The organism is Paenimyroides marinum, from assembly GCF_900108395.1.
Classification (GTDB): Bacteria; Bacteroidota; Bacteroidia; order Flavobacteriales; family Flavobacteriaceae; genus Flavobacterium; species Flavobacterium marinum.
Window position 1 is genome coordinate 13,336 of record NZ_FNXE01000002.1, and the last position, 25,888, is coordinate 39,223.

Sequence of the window (25,888 nt, forward strand, 5' to 3'; positions counted from 1 at the left end):
ATCGTTATTGTTTGTTGGTTTCTTTTAAAATGGTTTCAAACTTTAAAACAGTTTCATTTAAGCTGTCAAAAGATTTTCCGCCGGCAGCGTTAATGTGTCCGCCACCGTTAAAATAAGATCGGGCAAATTCATTCACATCAAAATCACCTTCTGACCTAAAAGAGATTTTAATCATGCCTTCTTCTTTATTCTCAATGAAAATGGCTGCCAGATTGATGCCTTTGATCGATAAACCGTAATTTACAATACCTTCGGTATCTCCTTTTTGATACTGAAATTCATCTAAATCCTGCTGTGTTAAAAAAGTATAAGCCGCACTGTGATTGGGCATTACTTTTAACTGTTGCAAGGCTCTGCCTAACAATTGCAGCTGATTGTATGAAGATGTATTGAATAACAAGCCATGTACTTTGGGGTTGTCAACACCTAAATCAATTAATCGTGCAACAATTCGGTGAGTATCGCCAGTGGTTTTAGTAAATTTAAACGAACCGGAATCGGTAACAATACCTGTATAAATACAAGTTGCCGCATCGGTGTTGATGTATTGTTGTAAATTTAATTGTTCTAAAAAGCGATACAGAAGTTCGCAGGTAGAACCAAACGATGTATCTGAAACGGTGATTTTTGCATAACCATCGGGCATTTGATGATGGTCAATCATCACAAAAGGTTTCCGTAGTTTTTCTAAATAAGAACCCATTTGATCACCTGCACGATGTAATGCATTAAAATCTAAGGTAAAAACCAAATGGCTTCCTTGTAAAAAAGTCTTGCAGTCATCAAAATTTTTTTCAAAAACCAACACCTTATCTGCTTCGGGCAGCCACGAAATAAATTCGGGAAATTCATTTGGTGAAACAACTTTTACCGTATGATTTAATTGTTTTAAAACGTGATAAAGTCCCAAACACGACCCTAAAGCGTCACCATCGGGGTTGCGGTGCGGTATTATTGCTATTTGTTTCGGCGTTTTTAAAAAATCGGTTAAAAACGCAACATCATTTGTGTTCATCATACTGCGAAAATAAACAAATTAGCAGTTACTTTAAAAAAGCTTGCTGAAATTTATTGTGCTAAATTTTAAAACCATTTTTATAAACAATCTAAATAACGCTTGCCATAGCATTTAATTAAACAATGTAGTATTTTTGCAAAATGGCACGAAAAAAAACAGATAAAATCGTATTCGAAAACGTAGAAGTCCTTGATGCAGGTGCAAAAGGCGTATCGGTAGCAAAAGCTGACGATGGTAAAATTATTTTTATTCCCAATGTGGTTCCTGGAGATGTGGTAGATGTTCAGACCTTTAAAAAACGTAAATCATATTACGAAGGCAAAGCGGTAACTTTTCACAAGTTATCAGATAAGCGCGTAGAGCCGGTTTGTGAGCATTTTGGAGCTTGTGGCGGTTGTAAATGGCAAAATATGGGTTACGAATTTCAGTTGGGATACAAACATCAGGAAGTTGAAAACAATTTAAAAAGAATTGGAAAAATACAACTACCCGATTTTGAGCCTATCCTGGGTTCTGAAAAACAGTTTTTTTACCGTAACAAGATGGAATTTTCTTTCTCTAATGCCCGTTGGTTAACCGATGCTGAAATTCAGTCGGGAGAAGAATTAGGAAAAGAAAATGCTTTGGGATTTCATATTCCTAAAATGTGGGATAAAATTCTCGACATCAAAAAATGTTATCTGCAACAAGATCCGTCAAATGCTATTCGGAATGAAATTCGTGATTTTGCAAATGAAAACGGATTGGAATTTTATAATCCGCGTGAAAATACTGGCTTATTGAGAACATTGATGATCAGAACGGCATCGACAGGAGAAATCATGGTATTGATCCAGTTTTTTAAAGAAGACAAAGAAAAACGTGAAATGCTGTTGGATTTCCTTAAAAATCGTTTTCCTGAAATCACATCGTTGCAATACGTTATCAACAGTAAATTAAACGATACTATTTACGATCAAAAGGTAATTTGTTATCATGGTCGTGATTATATTTTAGAAGAAATGGAAGGATTGCAGTTTAGCATCAATGCCAAATCGTTTTATCAGACCAATTCAGAGCAGGCTTATGAGTTATATTCCATTACCAGAGATTTCGCCGGGTTAACGGGTGAAGAACTGGTTTACGATTTATATACCGGTACGGGAACCATTGCCCAGTTTGTTTCTAAAAAAGCCAAAAAAGTAATTGGTGTTGAAGCGGTACCCGAAGCCATTGCCGATGCAAAAGTAAATGCAGACCGCAATAACATTACCAACTGCGAATTTTTTGTAGGCGATATGAAAAACGTGTTTAACGACGATTTTATTGCTCGGCACGGTCAGCCCGATGTGATCATTACCGATCCACCGCGTGATGGTATGCACAAAGATGTGGTTGCACAAATTTTAAAAATTGCACCGAAAAAAGTGGTTTATGTAAGTTGTAATTCGGCAACACAGGCACGAGATTTGGCGTTAATGGACGAAATGTACAAAGTAACCCGGGTGCGTCCGGTTGATATGTTTCCGCAAACACATCATGTTGAAAATGTGGTATTGTTAGAAAAGCGATAAAATATAGAAGAGCAGTGTAAAGCTGCTCTTTTTTAAAAATGATTTTGTATTTTTACTGTATATTATCCACCTTATGAAAAAAATCTGGTTTGTTTCTTTATGTATTTTTGGTTTTTTAGCCTGCGAAAAAGATGATATTTGTGCCGGCGAAGAATCGGAGACACCCAATATCATTATTGATTTATATGACCAAATAGAACCTGATAACTTAAAACAAGCAGTAAAAATTGCAGCTGTGGCAAATGGTTTTACGGACACTCTTTTTTTTGAGAGAACTTCTAAGATTGAACTCCCTTTACAAATAAATACCAATGCAACCGATTGGAATTTAACCCTGTACGAGCTTACTCCAACCAATGATACCATCTTTAAAAAAGATGAATTAAAGTTTACTTATACCACGGAAGCGTTATACGTTTCAAAAGCATGCGGTTATAAAACTATTTTTCACGAATTTAACGCCGTAAAAAGTCCAAATACAACAAATAATCCTTGGATACAGAGTATTTATAAGGTAACAAATGAAATTACAACAAACAACAATGCGCACATTCAGCTTTATTATTAGTCTTTTTTGTGTGTGCTCTTTGCAGGCACAAGAACAAGTTCCGCAGGTATATCCGGAAATATACGGATTGCGTATTGGTACCGATTTAATAAAAGCATCGCGCAATTTTTGGGATAAAGATTATAAAGGTTTTGAAATCTCTGCCGATTATCGATACAATAAACGCTGGTACCTGGCTGCTGAAGCCGGTTATGAAAACCGTTTAAAAACAGACGATCAGCTTTCATATACTACCGATGGAATGTTTTTAAAAATTGGAGCCGAAAAAAACTTTCACCAAAACTGGCTGGATATGAATAATTTAATTTATGTTGGTGGTCGGTATGGTTTTAGTTTGCATAGTCAAACACTGCATAGTTACCGAATAAATACGGGTGATGCCTATTTTGATGAAGAAATGCAGTATCCCGAATTGAAATCAACCGGATTGATGGCTCATTGGTTAGAAATGATTGTCGGCATAAAGGCTGAAGTGGTTGATAATTTATATATCGGAATGAATGTTCAGTTAAAAGGATTGTTCTACCAAAAACAACCCGAAGGTTTTGAAAATCTTTACTACCCGGGATTCGGACAAAAATACAGCGGAAATATTGGTGTTGGTTTTGGATACGGCATCAGCTATATGATCCCTTTTAAAAAGAAAATTATTCAGCCTGTTAAACAACAAGAAAATGAAATTAAAAAACGCTAAAGTTTCTCAGACCTTAGCGTTTTTTCTTACATGTAAACTAATTATATTATCTTTTAATAACAGGTGTTTTGTTCCGTTATGTTAGAATTTTGCTCTTCCTGAATGTTGTTTTTACGTTCTCTAACTTCTTGTTTTAAGCTAAAAAACTTTTTATGATTGTATTTCAAAACAGTTAATTTATAATAATCGTAGAAAATAATCACAGTTAAAACAAAACACACAATGTAAAAGGTGTAGTTTCGAATAGTGTTGTAAAGTATGCCCGTAATTACGCCACCAATTACATAAAAAAACATAATTGAACTTAAAAGCTGAATTTTTTCAATTACTTTTTCGTCTTTTCGGTAATGCTTTTTAGTAATCATGGAAAGTGCAATAGCCAGATCGGTAGTCAACCCTGTTAAATGGGTTGTTTTTACTGCCGAATTAGAAATACTTGCGGTTAATCCGTTTTGTAATCCCATTGCAAATAACAATAATCCAACTAAAAATTCGGTTTCCTGTAAACTTTCGGTATAAAAGTTCTGAAGGTAAATTCCAACTACAAGTAAACAAATAATTTCCAGAATAATTGGTATCGCGTGCGATAAATATCTGCCAATGTATTTGTTTCCATGAATAATGACAAAGTTTGATGTGAAGCTTCCAAAAAAGAATAGTATAATCCACAGAATGACAATAGCTGCCTGAAACCAGTTTCCTTTAGCAAGTTCCTGTGCAAAAACAGCATAATGTCCCGTGATGTTTGATGTAAAAGCAAAAAATACGATGACAGATATAACATTGACCATTCCTGCCGAAAAAGCAGTAAGCCCGCCAATTTTCAAATTATCTTTATGTGTTCTGTGTGTACTATATTTTCTGAGCATAATCTTGTTCTTGTACTTTTTTAAAGGTAATTTTTACGCTTCCCCTCATTTGTAAATCAAAATTGTAATAAATAACCATTGTATCTTTGGTTAGCTTATGTACCTGGTAACTTTCTACGGTATTGTTGCCGTATTTAAGTTCTAAAATATTTCCTCTGCCTTTTAAAAACCATTTCAGCTTTTTTTCTTCAAACGGGTCTTTAGACTTTAAGGTTAATTGTTTTTTGTTACAAAACTCCCATTCTTCTGCCTGATGAATCATCATGTTATTGTACAGCTCCTTTTTCTGATAAGACAGCAAGTTACCGTCTAACTTTGCAGAATCTACACTTATACGTTCAAAATTCCATGCTACTTCTTTCCATTTACCTACAATCAGATCTTCAGGACTATTGCCCTTAATCAGTGCGGTTCCAGAACACAGCAACACTATTAAAATTAAACTATAAGCTATTGGTACTGTTTTTTTCATTGTTCTATACCTGATAATAAAACATCGGCAAGCTGTTCCGAATGTTCCAGTTCTGACACAACATTCTGTGTACTTTCTATATTAATCAATGCTACTTTTGAAGCTTTTAAATAAGGCAGCAGGTTAAAACTGTTTTTTGATTTAAACTTCATCTTGTAATCGTTACTGCAAACAATACAGTCTATCTTATTTGCTTCCAAATAATTTTTAACGTAACGTTTGGTACTTCCCGTTAAAATGCCAAATTTTATTTTTGTTAAGCGCGACTGGTAGGTGTTTTCGATCAGTTTACATGATTCTCGAAATTCTTCGGACTGAATTTTTTTAAGAAGTTTATATTCCGAATAAAAGAGCAAATCCGATATCGAATAAGACATATCATACCCGTGCGCCAATGTAACTTCAAATTGGTCGGCTGGGTTTCTTCTTAAAAATTCTAACAATACATTTAACGATTTAACATTGAAATCGGTAGGAATCAAAACTTTTTTTACTGCGTTCATCTTTTTAAATAATGTTTGAAACAAAATTACGACCGCAGGTATTAGAAGGATTTAAAAATGAAATTATAAAGTTATTAGAAAAACAGGCAGTTATTAAAATGTTATTAGAATTACAGCTGGTAGTTTCCCGTTGGTAAAATAATTTGAACGGTAGTCCCTATTTTTTCGACAGATTTAATAAGCAATTCGCCATTGTGCATTTTAATAATGTTGCGGCTTAAAGGTAGCCCAATGCCGTAACCTTCGTAATTAAAGGTGTTCGATGCACGAAAATATGGATCAAAAATATAAGGCATTTCCGATTCGGGAATACCGATACCGTTGTCTTTAACAACAATCACAACAGATTGTTCGGTAGCACCCAGCGCAAGATAAACCTCGTTATTGTCTGAATATTTGCAGGCGTTCGATATAATGTTTGAAATAGCCAGGTGAAGCAGCTGCTGATTTCCTTTTATTTTCAGTTTTTCAGGACTTTCGGGTAACAGGCTAAAATCCATCTTAATTTTTAAATTCTTGTTTACCTTTAACAGGTTTTGTTGCACTTCCATTAAAATTTCGTCAACACGCACTTTATCAAAACGTTGGGTATTTTCGGTATAACCTGTGCGGGCTAAAAAAAGCAGGGCTTTGGTTTTCTCTTCTAATTTTTCGGCTTCCAGCAAAATATTCGTCAGTGCTTTTTCGTATTCGGGAATCGACCGTTCTTTAGAAAGAATCAGATCCGCCTCGCCTATGATCGATGTCAGCGGTGTGTTTAATTCGTGCGAAGCGTTGCTTATAAAATTCTTCTGGGTTTCAAAAGATGTCTCAATTCTGTTTAACATATCGTTAAACGTATATTTAAGTTCGCTTATGGGATCTTTATGTTTTATGGCTGATACTTCCAACCGAAGGTGTAAATTTTCCGACCCTATTTTATTTACTTCTTTAATGATGGATTTTACGGGGCGAATTAACGTACGAAGCACAAAATGAGAAATAACGAAAATGAGAAACAGAGAAAACAGCAGTGATGTTATTAATAAGTTACGCAGATAAATGATATGGTGGCTGTAAAAATAATTTTCTGCCGAAACCACTACAACATACTCGTTTTTTTGGGCATCTTTATAAATTAATCCTGTATAAAACTGATCTGCCTTGTTGTGATTAAAAGAGGTGCTTTTTAAGGTATTACTTATTACTTTAAAAGGAATTTCCGCCGGAATTTTGTCTGCAATCCGGTTGTTCTGAACCGGTAAAATATAATACTTTTGGTTGGGAAGGTTTTCTAAAAAATTTTCATAGGTTTCTTTTACTTTAAGTGATTCAGCTGGTTCACCCAATTTCATGGTAGCAATGGTTCCGGCTCTTAATTCTAAACGTTTGTAGAAATCTTCAAAAGCAAAGTTTGAAAAAGAATAGTAAATGTAGCCGGTAAAAATTAAAGTGTAAACAACAAAAATCAGTACAATTGTCAACACTGTTTTGTTATACGTTTTCATGCATCGTTTTTTAAAACATACCCCATACCGGTAACGGTGTGTATTAACTTTTTGGTTCCGAATTTATCAAGCTTTTTACGCAGGTAATTTACGTAAACATCTACCACGTTTGTGCCGTTGTCAAAATTTATTCCCCAAACGTTATCCAATAAATCGCCACGGTTTAAAACCTTTGTAGGTTTTTTCATAAACTCTAACAGCAAGCGGTATTCTGTAGAGGTTAATGAAACTTCATTGTTGTTGCGGGTTACTTTTTTGGTGTAGTCGTTTAGTTCTAAATCGGCAAATTTGTACACATCGTTTATAACAGAACCGTTTGCGTCAAAAAATTCACTTCGTCTTAAAAGATTTTTAATTCGGGCTTTCAGTTCAATCAACTTAAAAGGTTTAGCCAAATAATCATCGGCACCGGTATCAAAACCTAAAACAATATTTTCTGCACTACCCAAAGCCGTTAAAATAAGTACGGGAAGCTCGGTATATCCGTCATTACGTATCTGTCTGCAAACTTCCAACCCATTCATTTTTGGCAGTAAAATATCTAATATTACCAGCTGGATATTTTTGGTTTTAATTAATTCTATTCCTTTTAAACCATCAGCAGCATGGAGTACTTTATAACCCTCTTCTTCCAAACTTTGCTTAATCAGGTCGGCTACGTGTTGTTCATCTTCAATTATTAATATTGTACTCATTATTTTTAGCTGTAATTGTCAAAAATAAAATTTGTTCATTTAACATTCATTAAAATTGCATTAGAATTTATTTAATGACTGCCGATATATGCCATAGAACGCCATTTAAATCTATTAAATGACAAACGCGTTTTCCCCACGGAAAATTCTGAGGTTCACGTACATTGGACCCGGGATATTTCTGATTAAGATTTAATTTTTTAAGCTTCTCATACCAAGCATCGGCATCGTTAACCTCAAGAATAATCATAAAATTACCATGCATCCACTCTGCAGGATATTTTTGGAGAATAATTTTGTTTTCATCAATAATCATAATGGCAATTTCATCATCAGTATAATCTAGAGAAAACCCTATTTCGGTATAAAATTCAATTGCTTTCTGTAAATCGCTTCCGGCAGAAATAAAAGTTGTTATATTGTTCGTTTTTAAGCTCATAATAATTAAAAAATGGTGTGATATATACCGTAAAGATACACCATAAACGAAAAAAACATGTATCCCTTAGTAAATGCTAATTCATTTGGTGCTGTTAAGTTATTAAAAACATATAACTGACTTAAGAAAAGCAAAGAAATAAGTAGCAATAATGGATTAGAACTATGCAAAACACCAAAATTAATTCGGGTGTCTTTATCGGTATTTGAATTGATTAACCGAACGTATTGAATTTCATTTGTATTATTTCTTGCAATCTTGTACGTATCGTATTTTCTTTTTGATAAAATTTCATAAAAATCATTTTCGGTAACATTTACTGAAATTTCATCATTAAAAACCACAAAATAATCTCTGTATATACGCCCGTTCGATTGCGGTCTGGAAGTTTCTATGTAATGCGATGTTAACCGTACTTCTGTTTCATTAAAGCTTTTAATCGTTTTAAAAAAGACCAGTAGTACCAAAAGTGCAAAAGATCCAAATGATATCTTATAGATAAAAGGCATTCGGTTATTTAGTTGTTTCAGCTTATCTGAAATCCAATTTAAAAAGGTCTTGCTTGACTGTTTAGGCGGTAATCCAAATTTATTTTCGGTGGCTTCGCTATCTGAGACCAACAATTCTTTCACGAGAAAAAGATTATACAAAGGAATAAACAATTGCCACACATTGTTTTTTAACTTTTCTATATCGTGTATTCTTTTGTAACACTGGCTAAAAATAACCCAAAGAAGTACTATATGTATTAAAAAGGATACTATTTGTATGGTTGAAAATAAAAACAAAAACGTATTTAAAACCATTGGAATACTCAAAAAGACAAGCCGGTTTTTAAACTCATTTTTATTGATACGGGCATTCATTCCAAAAAACGTCTCCTTTTTAAAATGAGCTTCGTCCACATCAGGAAACTGCAATTTTATTTTTTGAAATGCCTTTTCTGCCGGATTGCTATTATCGTATAAAAGTTTTATTTGATATTTGTATGCTGTGTTATCTAGACCTGTAATGGTCATTAAAATAATGATTTCATCAGCAAAATGATCCATTTTTAAATAATGGGTTCCGGCAAAAGAAACATTGCCCAGCACATTTATATGTACAGCCTTACATTGGCTCACATTCCACTGCAAAAGAACAAGGTCATTTACAGCAAAATGTTTTTTATTTACCTGAAAAACATGAATTAAAGGTTTGGTAACCGGAGGGGAATACTGCCTGTTTTTTTGTAGATTACTTTGAGTGTAATTTGTTTTTGTTGATGCTTGATTTGCTACCGCGTGTAAATACTGATGCAGCAACATGCGTTTGTTGGCATCCATTAAAAAATCGTAAGCTTCATTAATTTTCAGGAAATAGGTAGTGGCAAACGGATCTTTATTAATATCGGGATGATATTTTTTAGACAACGTTCGGTACGCTTTCTTAATGACGGCTTCATCAGAAAAATTCGGAATTTCTAATACAACGTAATAGTTAATCATTAATAAATAGCAATGTTTTTACTCGTCGTTTTTATCGTTTCAAGGTACTAAAAATAGTGATAAATATTAAAAAACAAATGATTATCTACAACTTCTCTTTCAAATACTTTCCGGTAACTGATTTTTTATTTTTTGCAATTTCTTCGGGCGTTCCGGCAGCAACAACGGTTCCACCATTTTTACCACCATCGGGACCGATATCAATCACATAATCGGCACATTTTACCATGTCTAAATTGTGTTCAATAACAATAATTGAATGCCCTTTTTCTATCAATGCCTGAAACGATTGTAATAATTTCTGAATATCGTGGAAATGTAAACCTGTGGTGGGTTCATCAAAAATAAACAATGCTCGTTCTTTAACCGCTCCTTTTCCTAAGAAAGTAGCCAGTTTTACACGTTGTGCTTCACCGCCCGATAAAGTTGACGAGGATTGCCCCAATGCAACATATCCCAAACCAACATCTTGCAGAGGCTGAATTTTCTGTGCTATTTTTTCCTGATTATTTTTTGTAAAAAATTCAATGGATTCATCGACTGTTAACGTCAAAATATCATAAATGTTTTTTCCTTCAAAATGTACTTCAAGAACTTCTTTTTTAAAACGTTTTCCTTTACAAGCATCACACTCTAAATGAACATCTGCCATAAACTGCATTTCAATGGTCACCACACCATCGCCTTTACAAACTTCGCAACGACCGCCGTCTACGTTAAAAGAAAAATGTTTGGGTTGGTAGTTTCTTATTTTTGAAAGCTTTTGTTTTGAAAACAAATCTCTGATGTCATCATAGGCTTTAATATATGAAATGGGATTAGAACGCGAGCTTTTACCAATAGGATTTTGATCTACGTATTCTATGTGTTTAATGTGCGAAAACGAACCTGTTATTCCGTTGAATTGTCCGGCTTTTTCACTCGTTCCGGTTAAATGTTTTTCTATTGCAGGATACAAAATCTTTTTAACCAAAGTTGATTTTCCGCTACCCGAAACACCTGTAACCATGGTTAAACAATCTAACGGAAATACAACATCAATATTTTTTAAATTGTTTTCCCGTGCGCCTTTTACCTCAATAACGTTTTTAACCGGTCTGCGTTTTTCAGGTACTTCAATTTTTAAGGTCCCGTTTAAATAATTGGCAGTTAATGTATCGCTCTTTAAAATTTCATCAAACGTACCTTGCGCCACCAACTCACCGCCAAGCACACCCGCTTCAGGACCAATGTCGATGATTTCATCCGCAGCCTTCATAACATCTTCATCGTGTTCCACAATGATAACGGTGTTGCCCAAATCGCGAAGATTTTTAAGCACATCGATTAATTTTTCAGAATCACGTGAATGCAGACCAATACTTGGTTCGTCTAAAATATACATAGAACCTACCAAACTACTTCCCAATGAGGTTGCCAGATTAATGCGTTGCGATTCACCGCCCGAAAGTGTTGAAGATTTACGGTTTATGGTCAGGTAATCTAACCCCACATCGCTTAAAAACTGTAAGCGGTTGTTGATTTCAAGCAGTAAACGTTTGGCAACTTTTTCTTCAAATTCATTTAACTGAACGGTTTTAAAGAAATCGCGTAATTCATTAATTGGCAAGTCAACTAAATCAGAAATGGTTTTACCGGCAATTTTCACGTAATTAGCTTCAGGTCGTAAACGTTTTCCGTGACAAACGGTACACTTTGTTTTTCCTCGGTAACGTGAAAGCATTACCCTGTTTTGAATTTTATAATTATTGGCTTCTAAATCTTTAAAAAAATCATTTAAACCGGTGAAATAACTGTTTCCTTCCCAAATTAATTTTTTCTGATCGTCAGATAATTCATAATAAGGTTTGTGAATAGGGAAATCGAATTTATGAGAATTATTTACCAATTGATCGCGGTACCACGACATGCTTTCTCCACGCCACGGATAAATCGCGTTTTCATAAACAGATAATGCGGTATTTGGAACGACCAGATCTTCGTCGATACCAATAGTGGTGCCAAAACCATCGCATTTTGGACAAGCACCATACGGATTGTTGAAACTGAATAAATGAACATTTGGTTCTAAAAACGTGATGCCGTCCAGTTCAAATTTATTGTTAAACTCTAATTGATTTCCTGTTCCCAATTCATAAAGATACAAAACACCTTTTCCTTCAAAAAACGCCGTATCCACAGCATCTGATAAACGATTGTAAAAATCTTCTTCGTGACGGACAACCAAGCGGTCAATAATCAACTGTACATTAGCTGCTTTAATGGTTTTTGGAGAAAACTGTTCTATAAATTCATCAATCCTGTGTGTTTCGTTTTTATAAAATAAACGTGCAAAGCCTTGTTGTAAAGCTATTTTTAATTGATCGATAACAGACCGTTCTTTCAATTCGTAAATCGGTGCAAGCAATAACCATTTAGAGGTTTTGTCGAACGTTTTAACCGTATCAGTAACATCGGTTACTGTGTGTTTCTTTACTTCATTACCCGAAATTGGAGAAAAAGTACGACCAATGCGTGCGTAAAGCAATTTTAAGTAATCATAAATTTCGGTTGATGTACCCACGGTTGACCGTGCATTGGTAGTGTTCACTTTTTGTTCAATAGCAACAGCCGGTGCAATACCTTTTATATATTCTACTTTGGGCTTGTTGATACGACCAAGAAATTGCCGAGCATAAGAAGACAAACTTTCCACGTAACGTCGCTGACCTTCGGCGTATAAGGTATCAAAAGCCAAACTTGATTTACCAGAACCCGATAAACCGGTAATGACAACCATTTTATTGCGCGGAATAACCACATCTATATTTTTTAAATTATGTAGATGTGCACCCTTTATAATGATATTTTGTTTTGGATCGATTGTAGAAAAATCTGGTTTTTTCATTTTTTATAAAATAACTACAAATTTACGAATTATTAAGAGAAGATGCTTTGTGGTTGTGCTACAATAATTTTAAAAAAAATCAATAATATTTTTATTAAGTTTTTTTTAAGAAATATTTTTTTATATATTTGTTCATAACTCTTAAAAAAAAGAAGCCTATAACACATCTGTACTTATAATAAAAACCTAAAACATAAGTGAGGATGGCAAAAGAAATTTTGTCAGATGCGGTATTATTAAATGAATACGCTTCTGGAAACGAATGGGCTTTGGCGCAGTTAATTGAGCGTCATAAATCAAAATTATACAGTTTTATTTTTTCTAAAGTAAAAGACAGGGATTTATCTGACGATATTTTTCAGGATACTTTTATTAAGGTAATCAATACCATTAGAAAGCAAAATTATAATGAGGAAGGAAAATTCTTGCCTTGGGTAATGCGTATTGCCCATAATTTAATCATTGATCACTTTAGAAGGCAGTCAAAAGTTAAAATGCAACGCGAAAAAGAAGAATTTCCTCTTTTTAGTAAAATTCTTGATAGTGAAATGAATATTGAAGCCCGCATTATAACCGGGCAAATTGAAGATGATTTACAATCATTGGTATTAAAATTACCCGAAGACCAACAAGAAATAATACGGTTGCGGTTATATGACGATTTAACGTTTAAGGAAATTGCAGAATTAAACGGTATCAGTATCAACACAGCTCTGGGCAGAATGCGTTATGCCATTATTAATTTGCGTAAAATAATCAATCAAAAACAAATTATTTTAAACGATTAAACAATATAAAGAAAGGTTGTGGCGTTATATCATAAAATTAAGTTTTATTCTATGATAAAAAATTACAAAAGCAACAGTAAACAACAAAACAATCTATTACCTAAAAAGAGTACCATTGATTTTGTTTTAAATTATTCAAAAAGTACCAAAATGGTAAAAAAAGACTCTTTTAATTTCATAACTTTTCAAAACTAAAAAAGGAACTTTTAATAAGTTCCTTTTTTTATTGCTTATTGGTTTTCAACAATTCATTGATAAGAGATTTCTTGCCAATGGTTCGGGTAATGATGTCTTTTTCCAGTTTCCAGCCACGTGCCGGCGAATACTCTCTGCCGTACCAGATCATCTGTAAATGTAATTTGTTCCAAGTGTTTATAGGGAAAAGTTTTTTGGCGTCCATTTCGGTTTGAACAACACTTTTTCCTGAACTTAGATTCCAGCGGTACATCAATCTGTGAATGTGCGTATCTACAGGAAAAGCAGGAATGTTGAAGGCTTGCGACATGACCACAGATGCCGTTTTGTGCCCCACGGCAGGTAATGTTTCTAATATGTTTATATCTGCCGGTACTTCGCCTTTATATTGATCGATTAAAATTTTACTTAAACCGTAAATTCCTTTGGATTTCATGGGTGATAATCCACACGGACGGATAATATCTGCAATTTCTTCCACAGTAAGTTTAACCATATCATACGGGTTATCGGCAATAGCAAATAATTTTGGCGTTATCTGGTTCACGCGTACATCGGTACATTGAGCAGAAAGCAAAACCGCAATTAATAAGGTATAAGGATCTTTGTGATCTAACGGAATAGAAACTTCAGGATATAATTTCTCTAAAGTGTCAATTACAAACTGAACTTTTTCTTGTTTTTTCATATTCATTAAATAGAATTATTTGAATCGTTCGGCATATAATTCGAATAGCCTTGTTACATCAAAATAAAGACCTTCTAGTCGGTCAGCATTCTCTGTTTCTTCCTTATCATCATCAGTGTATTTAACAGCCAAAAAATCATAAGATCTACCTTCGTTGTCAGTTAACAAGCTTTGTCCACTTACATTTAAATCTAACGTTTGCATTATGTAATATTCGTGTGTTGTAGAAATCACATCCATTGCTGTTTCTTGGGTAAGTCCATTACCGGTTTCAAGTAAAGCACCTAATAGTTTGTCATATAAAGCACCTAATTTATTATATTTATCAAGATTGTTTGTAATATGATATGCTGTTAATAAAATGTCGAATGCTTCAAAATCAATAAATAACTCTTTTGCTATCAGGTTTTCATTATAAGTAATAATTTCATTCCATTGTTCGTCAGAGATATTTTCAGATTGGTAATATTTAAGAATTTTTTCATCAAGAGTATGACGATTGTGAACCTTGAAATCATTCATTAAAGAACTACCATAATACAGATGGTGTAAATGGGTAGTTGTTAATGTAGTATCTAATTCAACAAATCGCTTTTTTAGATTTTGGAAATAGAATTCAGAATCTTTATTCTTAATTTCTTTTTCAATAGATTTATAATCTACTTTTTTTGTATTAGGACTTTGTTGAGAGAAAACATTTAAACTAAATATTAAAAAAGCTAGAGTAATAATTTTCATAAAGTATGGGTTTATTTATAATTTTACCAAAAATAGTAAATTTTAATTTATGACCACATTACAAACAGGCGATAAAGCTCCAAACTTTTCAGGAATTGATCAAAATGGAAATACTGTAAATTTATCAGACTTTAAAGGTAAAAAAGTAGTGTTGTTTTTTTATCCAAAAGCTTCAACTCCTGGTTGTACTGCCGAAGCTTGTGATTTACAAAACAATATTGAGCGGTTTATTGCGGAAAATTATCAAATTGTTGGTGTAAGTGCCGATTCTCAAAAAAGACAATTGAATTTTGCTGTAAAAAATAATCTGAATTATCCGTTAATCGCCGATGAAGACAAAACAATCATTAATGCGTTTGGCGTTTGGGGACCAAAAAAATTTATGGGACGCAAATACGACGGAATTCACAGAACTACCTTTATTATCAATGAAAAAGGAATTATTGAAGATATTATCTCAAAAGTAAAAACAAAAGAACACAGCAACCAGATTTTAAAATAAAATGAGTGCTACTTATTTTATACCAAGATATGTTTAAACTCGCCACTTCTGGTAGCGTAACAAAGTGAAGCCTTTCTACAAGCTCAAAACAGGCTATGGAGAAGTCTTTGAAATTATAAGATCTCGACTTCGCTTGAAGTGAATAAAATATTAATTATATTCTATTTTGGTGTAAAGTTCGTGATAATCATAATATTTAATAATAAATGTTTGAATCATGAAGTATATTCAATTAAATAACGGCAACAAAATACCGTCTATTGGCTTTGGCACATACAAAGCAACGGAGCAAGAAGGGATAGAATCGGTAAAGCAAGCCTTGCAAAACGGTTATCGGTTATTAGATAGCGCAGCTAAATATGAAAACGAAGAAGCGGTTGGGTTAGGTATTAAAGAAAGTGGTATTCCGCGCCAAGAGATTTTTGTTACAACAAAGGTTTGGAGAGAAAATTTAGGATACGAACCGACTAAAAAGGCTGTGGAAGAATCTTTAAAAAAACTTCAATTAGATTATATTGATTTGTATTTGATTCATTGGCCGGCAAACTTTAAAAATTTTGGTAACGACTGGAAAAAGGTAAATGCGGAGACATGGCGTGCCATGGAAGAACTGCAACATGAAGGAAAATTAAAATCAATTGGTGTAAGTAATTTCTGGATCGAACATTTAGAAGCTCTTTTGGAAACTGCAAAAGTTATGCCTGCAATCAACCAGATCGAATTTCATCCCGGGTATTGGCAGCCTGAACTAAAAGATTATTGTAATGCTAAAAATATTCTAACAGAAGCTTGGTCGCCCTTAGCAAGAGGTCAGGTTTTCTCGAATGAATTGCTCCAAAATATTGCACAGAATCATCAAAAATCAATTTCACAAGTGTGTTTGCGTTGGTGTTTGCAACATCAGGTTATTCCAATTCCTAAGTCAACAACTTTAGAAAGAATTAAAGATAATATTGACGTTTTTAATTTTGAACTAACCCCAGAAGAAATGGAACAAATCAATCAAATTCCAGCAATGGGTTTCAGTGGAGAATTACCCAACGAATGGCCTGATCGTGTTCCTGTCAGCTAAAACACATGCAAAAAGAAACCATTGAACCCTATACATTCGTTTTTGGCAGAAACAATTGCCCTTTCATTAATCGTTGTTAAAATTCTACCAAACGACAGATCAATTCCTTAAATTTCAGAAAATTTAACTGCGACAGATTATTCAACATAACAATTAATATATACTACGAAAACTATTGTATTTACAGTACTTTATCAACAAGTAAGTTCTTATCTAAATCTTCATATTTGTATTTTATGATGTCGTCTTTTACAAATTGTGTAATACTTTTGGTGCGGATAAATCCTCTGTCCATGATAAAATCGGTTGTTTTAGTACCATTTCCGGCTGTATGGTGGAAATCCCAAATTTTATCAGGAGAAATCTGTGGTGTTTCATTGATAAACTGGTTAAACCATGCTGTTCTGTTTTGGTGGACTTCTCTTGTGTAAAGTGGAGTGGAAGACCATATTTTAGGTTTCCATGCTAATTCAGTAACGTGAAGTTTTTCTTCGTCCCAAATCAATTCAAAAGCTTTAAATTTCTCAGTATTTGCTTTGTTTTGCGGTTCTATTAATACAATAGTGAAAGGTTCAATGCCGCTAAAATCAAATGTTTTTAGAAATTCCATTATATTTTTTGCTTGAAGCAGTTCTGTCATTGCAATCCCTCTGCTAAGTCGGTAGCTGTCTTTTCTTTCGTGTGGTACTTTTCCTCCGTTCATCAAACTGGCAACTCTACCGTTTTTATTGGCACCAATCCAGGTTCCGCCTGCTTTTTTGTCTTTCGGATAAATCAAAATATCTCCATTGTGTTCGTATTCCATTGGTGGAATGGTTTCACGCATAGGTTGTTCATCCCGATTGCTCGTCAAAACAAATTTATCATCGGTTATAGGGAAAAATGTAAGCGTACACATAAGATGCTATTTTTTACTTATCAAATTTACAATTTATTCATAAGATTATGTAAGATCAATACCGCATCTGGATTTTTAAGGTATTTTGAGTTTGAAAAAGAGAAGATAAAAAGTGTAGAAACCGGAAGATATTCTGAAATTGCAGGAGCTCCGTAGATGAAACATGGATAATGTATAGTATAGTAAAGACAATCTTTCAATTTTATATTAAATTGAAAAAAAAGACTTCCGATTGGGAAGTCTTTCTATGGTTAATCTGTAACCACAGGTTTTGTAATTGGATTATTGCTTTTAACCACCACAAAAGTAGAAATGGCATAATACGCTTCACCGTTACCGTTATTGTTTGTCCAATCTTCAAATTCATATTCAAATCCAAAACTAGACCCGAATAATGTTTTTTGAAGGTTATCAAAACGAACCGGAACAACCATTCCCGGACACCAGCCCGCACGATCCGGCTTCCAGTTACCTGGTGATTGATTGTTAATTGGATTGTCTGCACAACCAATCCCCTCTAAATTATGTTCGAAAGTTTGTGTACCGTTAATGTTGATATGATGGGTTCTGTAACACCATTCGGCACATCCGCGTCCATCGGTATCGTTTGGTGTGGCGTGCCCCCAACCTGAAATAATCGTTCTTAAATAAGCAATTTCGGTAGTTGCAGCAATGTTTATCTGTTTGTCCATATCAAAATCATGTGTTTTACCATAAGGAACACCGTCAATTGACGATTTGTTATACTGAAAAACAGGAACCACAGCTGAATATTTATAATCAGGAGTTCCATATTCAAAATCAAAATCAACGCTGTAAGTTCTTCCTTTCGCGTTCCATGTTTCGGTATAAATTTTTAGTTCGGTTGAGCCTGTTAATAAAGATTTAAAATCGGTTACGTCAATTTCATATCCTCTTTCTAATTTTTCGGTTCCCACCCAATATGGAGTAATAAAACGTCCGATTTCATACCATTCGTTCGAAGTTTTATCTTTTACATAGATGTTTGCAAAACGATCCCACTCATCACAATCTTTATTCGGACAAAAATCTTGAATGTACATTTTCACCGTTTTAATATTCTCAATATCTGTAGGAAAACTAACTGTCTTTTCTGCACTTTGCGATGCACCATCTGCAAAAGCTACTTTTACTTTTTCAAATGTTTTTACATTGGTAATTTTTGGTTCGTCAGGTTGTGGTTCATCTATGTCTTTTGGTGTGTTATCATCTCCGCAAGACATCATGGTTAAGATTAACCCTAATAAATATAAAGTTTTCTTCATAAAAGATATAGTAAATGTTAATGAATTGTAAATATACTTTAATTTGTAATATAATCTGTATTTCTTTAGAAATTTTAAAAATTAACGAAATACGTTTAACTTTACAAAAAAGTAAAAATGCAGTACAATATTTTAGATACACCTATTGAATACCTGAAAGGAGTTGGTCCTCAAAGAGCTGATGTATTGAAAAAAGAATTGCAGATTTTTACGTATAAAGACCTGGTTAACTTTTATCCTTATAAATATCTTGATCGTACCAAATACTATAAAATCAACGAATTAAATGCGGGGTTGAATGCAGAAATTCAAATTGTTGGGAAAATTATCAGGTTAAAAACCGTTGAGCAAAAAAGAGGCAGTAGATTAGTTGCTGTGTTTACCGATGGTTATGGTGAAATGGAATTGATATGGTTTCAGGGACAAAAGTGGATGAAAGAAAATTTACAAATCAATCAACCGTATGTAATTTTTGGAAAGATCAATCATTTCAACGGAATATTTTCAATGCCACACCCCGAAATGGAAACCGTTGAAGAGCACAAAAAAAGTTTGCAATCTGCTTTGCAACCCGTGTATCCATCTACAGAAAAATTAACCAAAAAGAATATTTCTAACAGAAGCATTACCAAAATGATGCAGCAGGTTTTTATAGAAACACATCATTTATTCAAAGAAGTTTTTCCTGAAAATTTAATAAACGAACTGAGGTTGTTGCCTAAAAATGAGTCATTTTTTAATATTCATTTTCCTAAAAGTTCTGAATTATTGAACCGGGCACAATTTCGGTTAAAATTTGAAGAATTGTTTTTTATTCAGTTGCAATTGCTGTCTAAAAATGTGGTACGTAAACAGAAAATTAAAGGATTTGCCTTTGAACAAGTGGGCGATTATTTCAATATGTTTTATCACGAACATTTGCCTTTTCCGCTGACCAATGCCCAAAAACGGGTTTTAAAGGAAATCAGAACCGATATGGCACGCGAAGCTCAAATGAACCGTTTATTGCAAGGCGATGTAGGGGCCGGAAAAACCATTGTTGGTTTTATGTCAATGTTACTGGCGTTAGACAACGGTTTTCAGGCATGTTTAATGGCTCCGACCGAAATTTTAGCCAATCAGCATTTCATCGGAATAAAAGAAATGGCTGATAAAATAAGCATCAATGTGGCACTCTTAACCGGATCTACAAAAACAAAAGAACGCAACCAGATCCACGAAGATTTGCTCAATGGAAGCATTCATATTTTAATAGGAACACACGCTTTATTAGAAGATAAAGTGCAATTTAAAAATTTAGGATTATCCATCATCGATGAACAGCACCGTTTTGGTGTGGAACAACGTTCTAAAATGTGGAAGAAAAATATATTACCACCCCATGTGTTGGTTATGACCGCCACTCCAATTCCCAGAACACTTGCAATGAGTTTGTACGGCGATTTAGATGTTTCGGTGATTGATGAATTACCGCCGGGAAGAAAACCCATTCAAACACTTCATTTCTTTGAAAGCAAACGCTTACAAGTATGGCAGTTTATCAAACAGGAAATCGCAAAAGGCAGACAAATCTATATCGTTTATCCGCTGATTCAGGAAAGTGAAAAATTGGATTATAAGAATCTGATGGAAGGTTATGATGCTGTCAGCCGTGATTTTCCATTGCCTGATTATCGTGTAAGCATTGTGCACGGACAAATGACTCCGAAAGATAAAGATGCCGAAATGGAACGTTTTGTAAAAGGAGAAACCCATATTATGATTGCTACTACGGTGATTGAAGTGGGTGTTAATGTGCCCAATGCATCGGTAATGATTATTGAAAGTGCAGAGCGTTTTGGGTTGAGCCAGTTACACCAGTTACGGGGAAGAGTAGGGCGTGGTGCCGAACAAAGCTATTGTATTTTAATGACCGGCAATAAATTAAGCAATGATACCAAAATACGTATGGATGCTATGTGTAAGACGAATGATGGCTTTGAAATTTCTGAAATCGATTTAAAGTTGCGTGGACCGGGTGATATTATGGGTACACAGCAAAGCGGCGTTTTAAATTTGCAGATTGCCGATTTAGTCAAGGATCAGGAAATTTTAAAATTGGCAAGAATAAAAGCCATTGAGCTTTTAAAACAAGACATCAATTTTGAAAAACCGGAACATCAGGCGTTAAAATCTGCCTTTGAAGTCCTTGCCCGAAAAAATAATATTTGGAATTATATAAGTTAAAAAAAATGAAAATAATCTTTGCATCAAACAATAAAAATAAGGTTCAGGAAATTCAAAATCAACTGCCTGAATTTATTCAAATTATAACTTTAGAAGAAATTGGCTGTACCGAAGAAATTGCTGAAACGGCAGATACCATTGAAGGAAACGCCCTTTTAAAAGCGAATTATGTAACTGAAAAATATGGTTTGCCTTGTTTTGCCGATGACACCGGTTTAGAAATTGAAGCCTTGAACGGAGCTCCCGGAGTGTATTCGGCCCGATATGCCGGCGAAGATAAAAATGCGGAGAAAAATATGGATCTGGTTTTAGAGAAAATGCAAAACGAACCCAACAGAAAAGCACAGTTTAAAACCGTAATTGCTCTAAACATTAATGACCAGCAGCATTTATTTACAGGAATTGTAACTGGTGAAATTAGAAAGGAAAAAACAGGAGCAAACGGTTTTGGTTACGATCCCATTTTTGAACCTGAAAATCTTGGTAAAACTTTTGCCGAAATGACATTGGAAGAAAAAAACAAATTAAGCCATCGCGGCAGAGCAGTTGAGCAATTGATTGAGTTTTTGAATAATCTTTAGATTGTATTTATTCTAATTTCCAATCCGTCAAAACTAAAGTTATAATTGCGTGAGGCCAAATTTCAACACCTGACAATTTTGGTCTCACAGGTAAAATACTTGTTGATTTCCAATCATTACTATCAGGCGTATACATAAGGGCAGTGTAAATTAAATTTTTATCAAAAGGGTTTTTTACAGTTAAAAACATTGAAACTTTACTTCGATCTTCTGCATATTGTTCAAAATCAACTTCAATAGTTTTTTCAGGATAAAGATTTTCCTTTACTACTTTCATTGAAAAAATCGTATCGTTTCTAATTTCAGTTTCAATAAATAACTTTTCGGTTGGATATAATTGAAGAATATTGTCTTTTACAAAATATGGTGAAGATTCAACATTCATTCCATAATTTTGCTCACTATTCATCACAATATTCAAATAAAATGGATCTCTATAACTTTTTTCATTTTGCGAGAAACTTAATAGCGTAAGCAAATTGAATAGTAATAAAAAAATGCTTTTCATAAAATTTATTAATTAGGTTGATGTTTTTAATTCAAAAGTAAGTTATTTATTAACGTTAACTATTAAAATTATAAAATAATAAACATACAGAATTTAAGTTTTTATCTCAGTTAAAACAAATCTTTAAAAACCATATCAAATGCAAAATAATCAACAGCATAACTGTTCGTTGCTCCAACAATATTTTTCATATATCCCAAACTAAAAGTAACGGGAATTTTCACAGGTGAATAAGAGTAATACAAAGAAAAACGACTTTCACGATAATTAAAATCAGACCATTGGGTGGTTTCTTTGCTTATTGAAAACAGTTGTTCTGAATTAAATGTTAATTTATGATGTTTGTCCGCATCTAAATTTATGGCTAATTGCAAACGGAAGCGTGAACGCAATTGAAAATTTTCATAAGTATTTGTAAAATCAGGAGCATAGAATTTTCTAAATTCTTGTCGGATGGTAGGTGTAAATTTTAAACGTCCGGTTTTAAAAATATACGAAAACCTGCCATAAATCCGAAATTCTTGTTTCCATTTTGGATCATCTTCTTCATAAGGAAACGTGTCTGAGTATTCGTTTTGTTTTCGGTAACTTAACGCCACAGAATACTGCAAGTTGTTATGAAACTGATGATAAAACTCTTGATTAATAACAAAAATTGCCGGTTTATGAAAAGGATTGTTCGTATCGGGATTACTTTTTCTGCCCACGCCAACATAAGTCATCGACTGCCAATTTTTATATTGTATGGTATCAAGCTGCTGCTGTACCCCAACGGCGAACCAATTGGCATTGTTTGCTTTCCCCAGCCCCGGAGAACTTATTTGAGCAGTGATGGTGTTTGCAAAACAAAGAACCAATAGGAATGTAAAATGTTTTTTCAATTTAATAGGATATTTAGTTTATTACTTTTAAAATCATGCAACAAAGTAAATCCTGAAATTGGGAAACATTTGGGAACGAAATTTTTTACATTATCTTTTGTTTACTATAAAATGTTTTTTTAGTTAAGATCCGCTTCATTTTAAACAAAATATAAAAACAAATACCTTTTCTTGTATTAAAATTGAGAATCAGCAAAAAAATCCGTACCTTTGCACCTATTTTAAAAATTATATGAATAAATTCCAAGAATTAGGATTAAACGAATTGCTATTAAAAGCAATTCAGGACTTAGGTTTTGAAACACCTTCAGAGGTTCAGGAAAAAGCTATTCCCTTATTGTTGCAACACGATACAGATATTGTTGCATTGGCGCAAACGGGTACTGGGAAAACAGCTGCTTTCGGGTTTCCTCTGATTCAAAAAATTGATCCGGAGAACAGAAGCACACAGGCATTAATCCTATCGCCTACCAGAGAATTGTGTTTACAAATTACAAACGAAATTAAACAGTATTCAAAGTATGTGAAAGGATTACATACCGTGGCTGTTTATGGTGGTGCCAGCATTACAGAGCAGGCAAAAGAAGTAAAACGCGGTGCACAGATTATTGTGGCAACACCGGGACGTATGCAGGATATGATTAACAGAAACTATGTTAACATTAAAAACATACAAATTTGCGTATTAGATGAGGCTGATGAAATGTTAAACATGGGATTCTATGACGACATTACCTCTATTTTATCTGATACACCAGAAGAAAAAAATACGTGGTTATTTTCGGCAACAATGCCACAGGAAGTAGCGCGAATTGCCAGAGAGTTTATGACGAAACCTCAGGAAATTACTGTTGGTCATAAAAATCAGGGGTCTGAAAACGTGTCGCACGAGTACTATTTGGTAGGTGCACGCGACCGTTATCCGGTATTAAAACGTTTGGCAGATATGAATCCCGATATTTTTTCGGTGGTTTTCTGTAGAACCAAACGCGATACACAGGCAGTTGCTGAAAAATTAATTGAAGACGGATACAACGCTGCTGCTTTGCACGGAGATTTGTCGCAAGCACAACGTGACGGAGTAATGAAAGCGTTCCGTGGCCGTCAAATTCAAATGTTGGTTGCTACCGATGTAGCTGCCCGTGGAATTGATGTTGACGATATCACACACGTTATCAACTATCAGTTACCCGATGAAATTGAAACCTATAACCACCGTTCAGGTCGTACCGGGCGTGCTGGTAAAACGGGTACGTCAATTGTTATCGTTACAAAATCTGAATACAAAAAAATCAGTCAGATTGAACGTATCATTAAAAAGAAATTCGTTCAAAAACCAATTCCAACCGGAATGGAAATTTGCGAAGTGCAGTTAATTCACTTAGCAAACAAAGCAAGATGTGTGGAGGTTGATTCAGAAATTGATAAATACTTGCCAAAAATTGAAGAATTATTGGGCGATTTATCAAAAGAAGAATTAATCAAAAAAATGTTTTCGTTAGAATTCAATCGTTTTATTGAATATTACAAAAAACAAAATACAATCGATTCTCCAAAATCTCGTGAAAAAGGTGAAAGATCGGTTAATTCAGACGGATCGGTTCGTTATTTCTTAAACTTAGGTTCAAGGGATAATTTTGACTGGATGAGTTTGAAAGATTTCTTACGCGATACCTTAGATTTAGGCAGAGACGATTTGTTTAAGGTAGATGTAAAAGAAGGATTTTCATTCTTTAACACCGATGCTTCGCATAGCGAACGTGTGATGGAAATTTTAAATAACATGCATCACGAAGGTCGTCAGGTAAATGTTGAAATTTCTACCAGCGGTGGCGGTTCATCACGAAGAGATCACAATGGAAGAGGCAGAAGCGGTGGTTTCCGCAGCGAACGTTCCTCATCAGATAGAAGATCATCAGGCGGAGAACGAAGAACGGAAGGTAAATTTGGTCGTCGCAGAGAAGATGATCGTCCGGTTCGCAACGAAAGAAGATCGGTAAGAGGCGATCGTCCACGCAGATCTAACTAAATTGTTGTTAATATTTACAAAATAAAGACATAAAACTGCAAAATATCCTGTATTTTTGGTTCATACTAAAAACAAATATGAGATATTTCGCAGTTTTATTTTTTTTTCTACTTTCTGCTGCTAATTATGCACAAGAAAAAAATATTCAGGGAACAGTTTACAGTGAATTAAGCTACGGTCCGGAAAGCAATGTAAACATCATTAATTTAAGCTCATTAAAGGTTGCACAGACAAGTACTGACGGTGTTTTTACCATTTTGGCAAACGTAAATGACACATTACATATTTCTTCGGAAGGATTTCGTTCATTAAAAATAAAAGTCACAAACGACTGGTTAAAAGAAGGAACGATGAAGATTTATATTAAAGATACTTCTACGGTTTTAGACGAGGTGGTAATTAATACGTTGAAACTGACCGGAATTTTATCTGTTGATACTAAATTGATTGCCTTGGCAGATTATCCTTATTACCGCGATTTTGGTCCGACAGGTTACGTGCCTAGTTATAATCAGGGCTTAAACCCAATTAATGGTATTTACAATGCCATGAAACGAAATTCGCGTGAAACAAAAAAAATCAATCAGATTCGTAAAGAAGTAGAGCTGATTGAACTAATGAAAAAGAAATACGACCGCGAAATGGTTTCTGCTTTACTTGATATTTCTAAAGAAGAAATTGTAAAAATATTACAGCGCTGCAATCATTCTGAACGCTTTATTTATACTGCCAGCGATTACCAGATTTTTAATGCTGTTAACGAATGCTATGCAAATTATAAGTTAGGCAATTGATGTTGTTGTACTCAAAAAATAAAAACCGTT

Annotated in this window: 25 protein-coding genes; 10 read left to right on the top strand and 15 right to left on the bottom strand. The window is 34.1% G+C overall.

Annotation, left to right across the window (positions count from 1 at the left end):
• Window positions 1-4 precede the first annotated feature (4 nt).
• On the bottom strand, window positions 5-1,018 hold the full coding sequence (locus BLW20_RS00920; protein WP_091095389.1) for a DHH family phosphoesterase: 1,014 nt from the start codon (window positions 1,016-1,018) through the stop codon (window positions 5-7).
• Between the two features lie 140 nt (window positions 1,019-1,158).
• Between BLW20_RS00920 and rlmD the strand changes: the two genes are divergently transcribed.
• The 3 genes from rlmD (at window position 1,159) to BLW20_RS00935 (ending at window position 3,833) form a co-directional block, all read left to right on the top strand.
• Window positions 1,159-2,571 carry a 23S rRNA (uracil(1939)-C(5))-methyltransferase RlmD gene (gene rlmD, locus BLW20_RS00925; protein ID WP_091095391.1) on the top strand — a complete coding sequence of 471 codons (1,413 nt, stop codon included), beginning with the start codon at window positions 1,159-1,161 and terminating at the stop codon, window positions 2,569-2,571.
• A gap of 73 nt (window positions 2,572-2,644) precedes the next feature.
• Complete coding sequence (locus BLW20_RS00930) at window positions 2,645-3,139, top strand: DUF6452 family protein (protein WP_091095393.1); 495 nt, start codon at window positions 2,645-2,647, stop codon at window positions 3,137-3,139.
• Window positions 3,093-3,833 (top strand): DUF6048 family protein, encoded by a 741-nt coding sequence (locus tag BLW20_RS00935; RefSeq protein ID WP_143037710.1) that lies wholly within the window; start codon window positions 3,093-3,095, stop codon window positions 3,831-3,833. Before BLW20_RS00930 ends, BLW20_RS00935 begins: the two co-directional genes overlap by 47 nt.
• Window positions 3,834-3,886: 53 nt before the next feature.
• On the opposite strand, the gene BLW20_RS00940 is transcribed toward BLW20_RS00935, so the two are convergent.
• From BLW20_RS00940 to uvrA, 8 genes are all read right to left on the bottom strand, one after another.
• Window positions 3,887-4,702 carry a YoaK family protein gene (locus tag BLW20_RS00940; RefSeq protein WP_091095397.1) on the bottom strand — a complete coding sequence of 272 codons (816 nt, stop codon included), beginning with the start codon at window positions 4,700-4,702 and terminating at the stop codon, window positions 3,887-3,889.
• Entirely contained in the window at window positions 4,686-5,174 is a 489-nt protein-coding gene (locus tag BLW20_RS00945; protein WP_091095399.1) for a hypothetical protein, read from the bottom strand. The genes BLW20_RS00940 and BLW20_RS00945 overlap by 17 nt, the downstream gene beginning before the upstream one ends.
• A complete protein-coding gene (locus BLW20_RS00950) occupies window positions 5,171-5,677 on the bottom strand; it encodes an adenine nucleotide alpha hydrolase family protein (RefSeq protein WP_091095401.1) in 507 nt (168 codons plus the stop codon). The genes BLW20_RS00945 and BLW20_RS00950 overlap by 4 nt, the downstream gene beginning before the upstream one ends.
• A gap of 110 nt (window positions 5,678-5,787) precedes the next feature.
• Window positions 5,788-7,164, bottom strand: coding sequence for a sensor histidine kinase (locus BLW20_RS00955; RefSeq protein WP_091095403.1), 1,377 nt, complete (start codon window positions 7,162-7,164; stop codon window positions 5,788-5,790).
• A complete protein-coding gene (locus BLW20_RS00960; RefSeq protein ID WP_091095405.1) occupies window positions 7,161-7,859 on the bottom strand; it encodes a response regulator transcription factor in 699 nt (232 codons plus the stop codon). The genes BLW20_RS00955 and BLW20_RS00960 overlap by 4 nt, the downstream gene beginning before the upstream one ends.
• A gap of 67 nt (window positions 7,860-7,926) precedes the next feature.
• The gene (locus tag BLW20_RS00965; RefSeq protein ID WP_091095408.1) at window positions 7,927-8,298 is read right to left on the bottom strand and encodes a VOC family protein; all 372 of its coding nucleotides are present in this window, start codon (window positions 8,296-8,298) and stop codon (window positions 7,927-7,929) included.
• A 5-nt stretch (window positions 8,299-8,303) separates the two neighbouring features.
• Window positions 8,304-9,785: a DUF805 domain-containing protein gene (locus tag BLW20_RS00970; RefSeq protein ID WP_091095410.1), complete on the bottom strand. Its 1,482-nt coding sequence runs from the start codon at window positions 9,783-9,785 to the stop codon at window positions 8,304-8,306.
• An 85-nt stretch (window positions 9,786-9,870) separates the two neighbouring features.
• Window positions 9,871-12,672, bottom strand: a complete 2,802-nt coding sequence (gene uvrA, locus BLW20_RS00975) for an excinuclease ABC subunit UvrA (protein WP_091095412.1) — start codon at window positions 12,670-12,672, stop codon at window positions 9,871-9,873.
• 203 nt (window positions 12,673-12,875) lie between these two features.
• Between uvrA and BLW20_RS00980 the strand changes: the two genes are divergently transcribed.
• The gene (locus BLW20_RS00980; RefSeq protein ID WP_091095414.1) at window positions 12,876-13,460 is read left to right on the top strand and encodes an RNA polymerase sigma factor; all 585 of its coding nucleotides are present in this window, start codon (window positions 12,876-12,878) and stop codon (window positions 13,458-13,460) included.
• Between the two features lie 223 nt (window positions 13,461-13,683).
• Here BLW20_RS00980 and BLW20_RS00985 read toward each other — a convergent pair whose 3' ends face one another.
• Window positions 13,684-14,343 carry an endonuclease III domain-containing protein gene (locus BLW20_RS00985; RefSeq protein WP_091095644.1) on the bottom strand — a complete coding sequence of 220 codons (660 nt, stop codon included), beginning with the start codon at window positions 14,341-14,343 and terminating at the stop codon, window positions 13,684-13,686.
• A gap of 15 nt (window positions 14,344-14,358) precedes the next feature.
• Window positions 14,359-15,081: a DUF4919 domain-containing protein gene (locus tag BLW20_RS00990; RefSeq protein ID WP_091095416.1), complete on the bottom strand. Its 723-nt coding sequence runs from the start codon at window positions 15,079-15,081 to the stop codon at window positions 14,359-14,361.
• A 49-nt stretch (window positions 15,082-15,130) separates the two neighbouring features.
• Here BLW20_RS00990 and bcp point away from each other — a divergent pair, with 49 nt between their 5' ends.
• Both bcp and BLW20_RS01000 read left to right on the top strand, forming a co-directional pair.
• Window positions 15,131-15,583: a thioredoxin-dependent thiol peroxidase gene (bcp, locus tag BLW20_RS00995; RefSeq protein ID WP_091095418.1), complete on the top strand. Its 453-nt coding sequence runs from the start codon at window positions 15,131-15,133 to the stop codon at window positions 15,581-15,583.
• Window positions 15,584-15,800: 217 nt separating this feature from the next.
• Window positions 15,801-16,655 (top strand): aldo/keto reductase, encoded by an 855-nt coding sequence (locus BLW20_RS01000; RefSeq protein WP_091095421.1) that lies wholly within the window; start codon window positions 15,801-15,803, stop codon window positions 16,653-16,655.
• 181 nt (window positions 16,656-16,836) lie between these two features.
• Here BLW20_RS01000 and BLW20_RS01005 read toward each other — a convergent pair whose 3' ends face one another.
• Entirely contained in the window at window positions 16,837-17,553 is a 717-nt protein-coding gene (locus BLW20_RS01005) for an NRDE family protein (RefSeq protein WP_091095423.1), read from the bottom strand.
• 251 nt (window positions 17,554-17,804) lie between these two features.
• Window positions 17,805-18,839 (bottom strand): peptide-N-glycosidase F-related protein, encoded by a 1,035-nt coding sequence (locus BLW20_RS01010; RefSeq protein WP_091095425.1) that lies wholly within the window; start codon window positions 18,837-18,839, stop codon window positions 17,805-17,807.
• A gap of 117 nt (window positions 18,840-18,956) precedes the next feature.
• Here BLW20_RS01010 and recG point away from each other — a divergent pair, with 117 nt between their 5' ends.
• Together recG and BLW20_RS01020 are read left to right on the top strand one after the other, a co-directional pair.
• Window positions 18,957-21,065, top strand: a complete 2,109-nt coding sequence (gene recG, locus BLW20_RS01015; RefSeq protein ID WP_091095427.1) for an ATP-dependent DNA helicase RecG — start codon at window positions 18,957-18,959, stop codon at window positions 21,063-21,065.
• Window positions 21,066-21,070: 5 nt separating this feature from the next.
• Window positions 21,071-21,646, top strand: a complete 576-nt coding sequence (locus BLW20_RS01020) for a non-canonical purine NTP diphosphatase (protein ID WP_091095646.1) — start codon at window positions 21,071-21,073, stop codon at window positions 21,644-21,646.
• A gap of 7 nt (window positions 21,647-21,653) precedes the next feature.
• On the opposite strand, the gene BLW20_RS01025 is transcribed toward BLW20_RS01020, so the two are convergent.
• Together BLW20_RS01025 and BLW20_RS01030 are read right to left on the bottom strand one after the other, a co-directional pair.
• Window positions 21,654-22,154 carry a hypothetical protein gene (locus tag BLW20_RS01025; protein WP_091095429.1) on the bottom strand — a complete coding sequence of 167 codons (501 nt, stop codon included), beginning with the start codon at window positions 22,152-22,154 and terminating at the stop codon, window positions 21,654-21,656.
• 110 nt (window positions 22,155-22,264) lie between these two features.
• Entirely contained in the window at window positions 22,265-23,035 is a 771-nt protein-coding gene (locus BLW20_RS01030; RefSeq protein WP_177165005.1) for a DUF2490 domain-containing protein, read from the bottom strand.
• Between the two features lie 232 nt (window positions 23,036-23,267).
• On the opposite strand from BLW20_RS01030, the gene BLW20_RS01035 reads away from it, so the two are divergent.
• Together BLW20_RS01035 and BLW20_RS01040 are read left to right on the top strand one after the other, a co-directional pair.
• Entirely contained in the window at window positions 23,268-25,064 is a 1,797-nt protein-coding gene (locus BLW20_RS01035) for a DEAD/DEAH box helicase (protein WP_091095434.1), read from the top strand.
• Window positions 25,065-25,141: 77 nt separating this feature from the next.
• Window positions 25,142-25,858 carry a peptidase associated/transthyretin-like domain-containing protein gene (locus BLW20_RS01040; RefSeq protein ID WP_091095436.1) on the top strand — a complete coding sequence of 239 codons (717 nt, stop codon included), beginning with the start codon at window positions 25,142-25,144 and terminating at the stop codon, window positions 25,856-25,858.
• The last annotated feature ends 30 nt before the right edge of the window (window positions 25,859-25,888 follow it).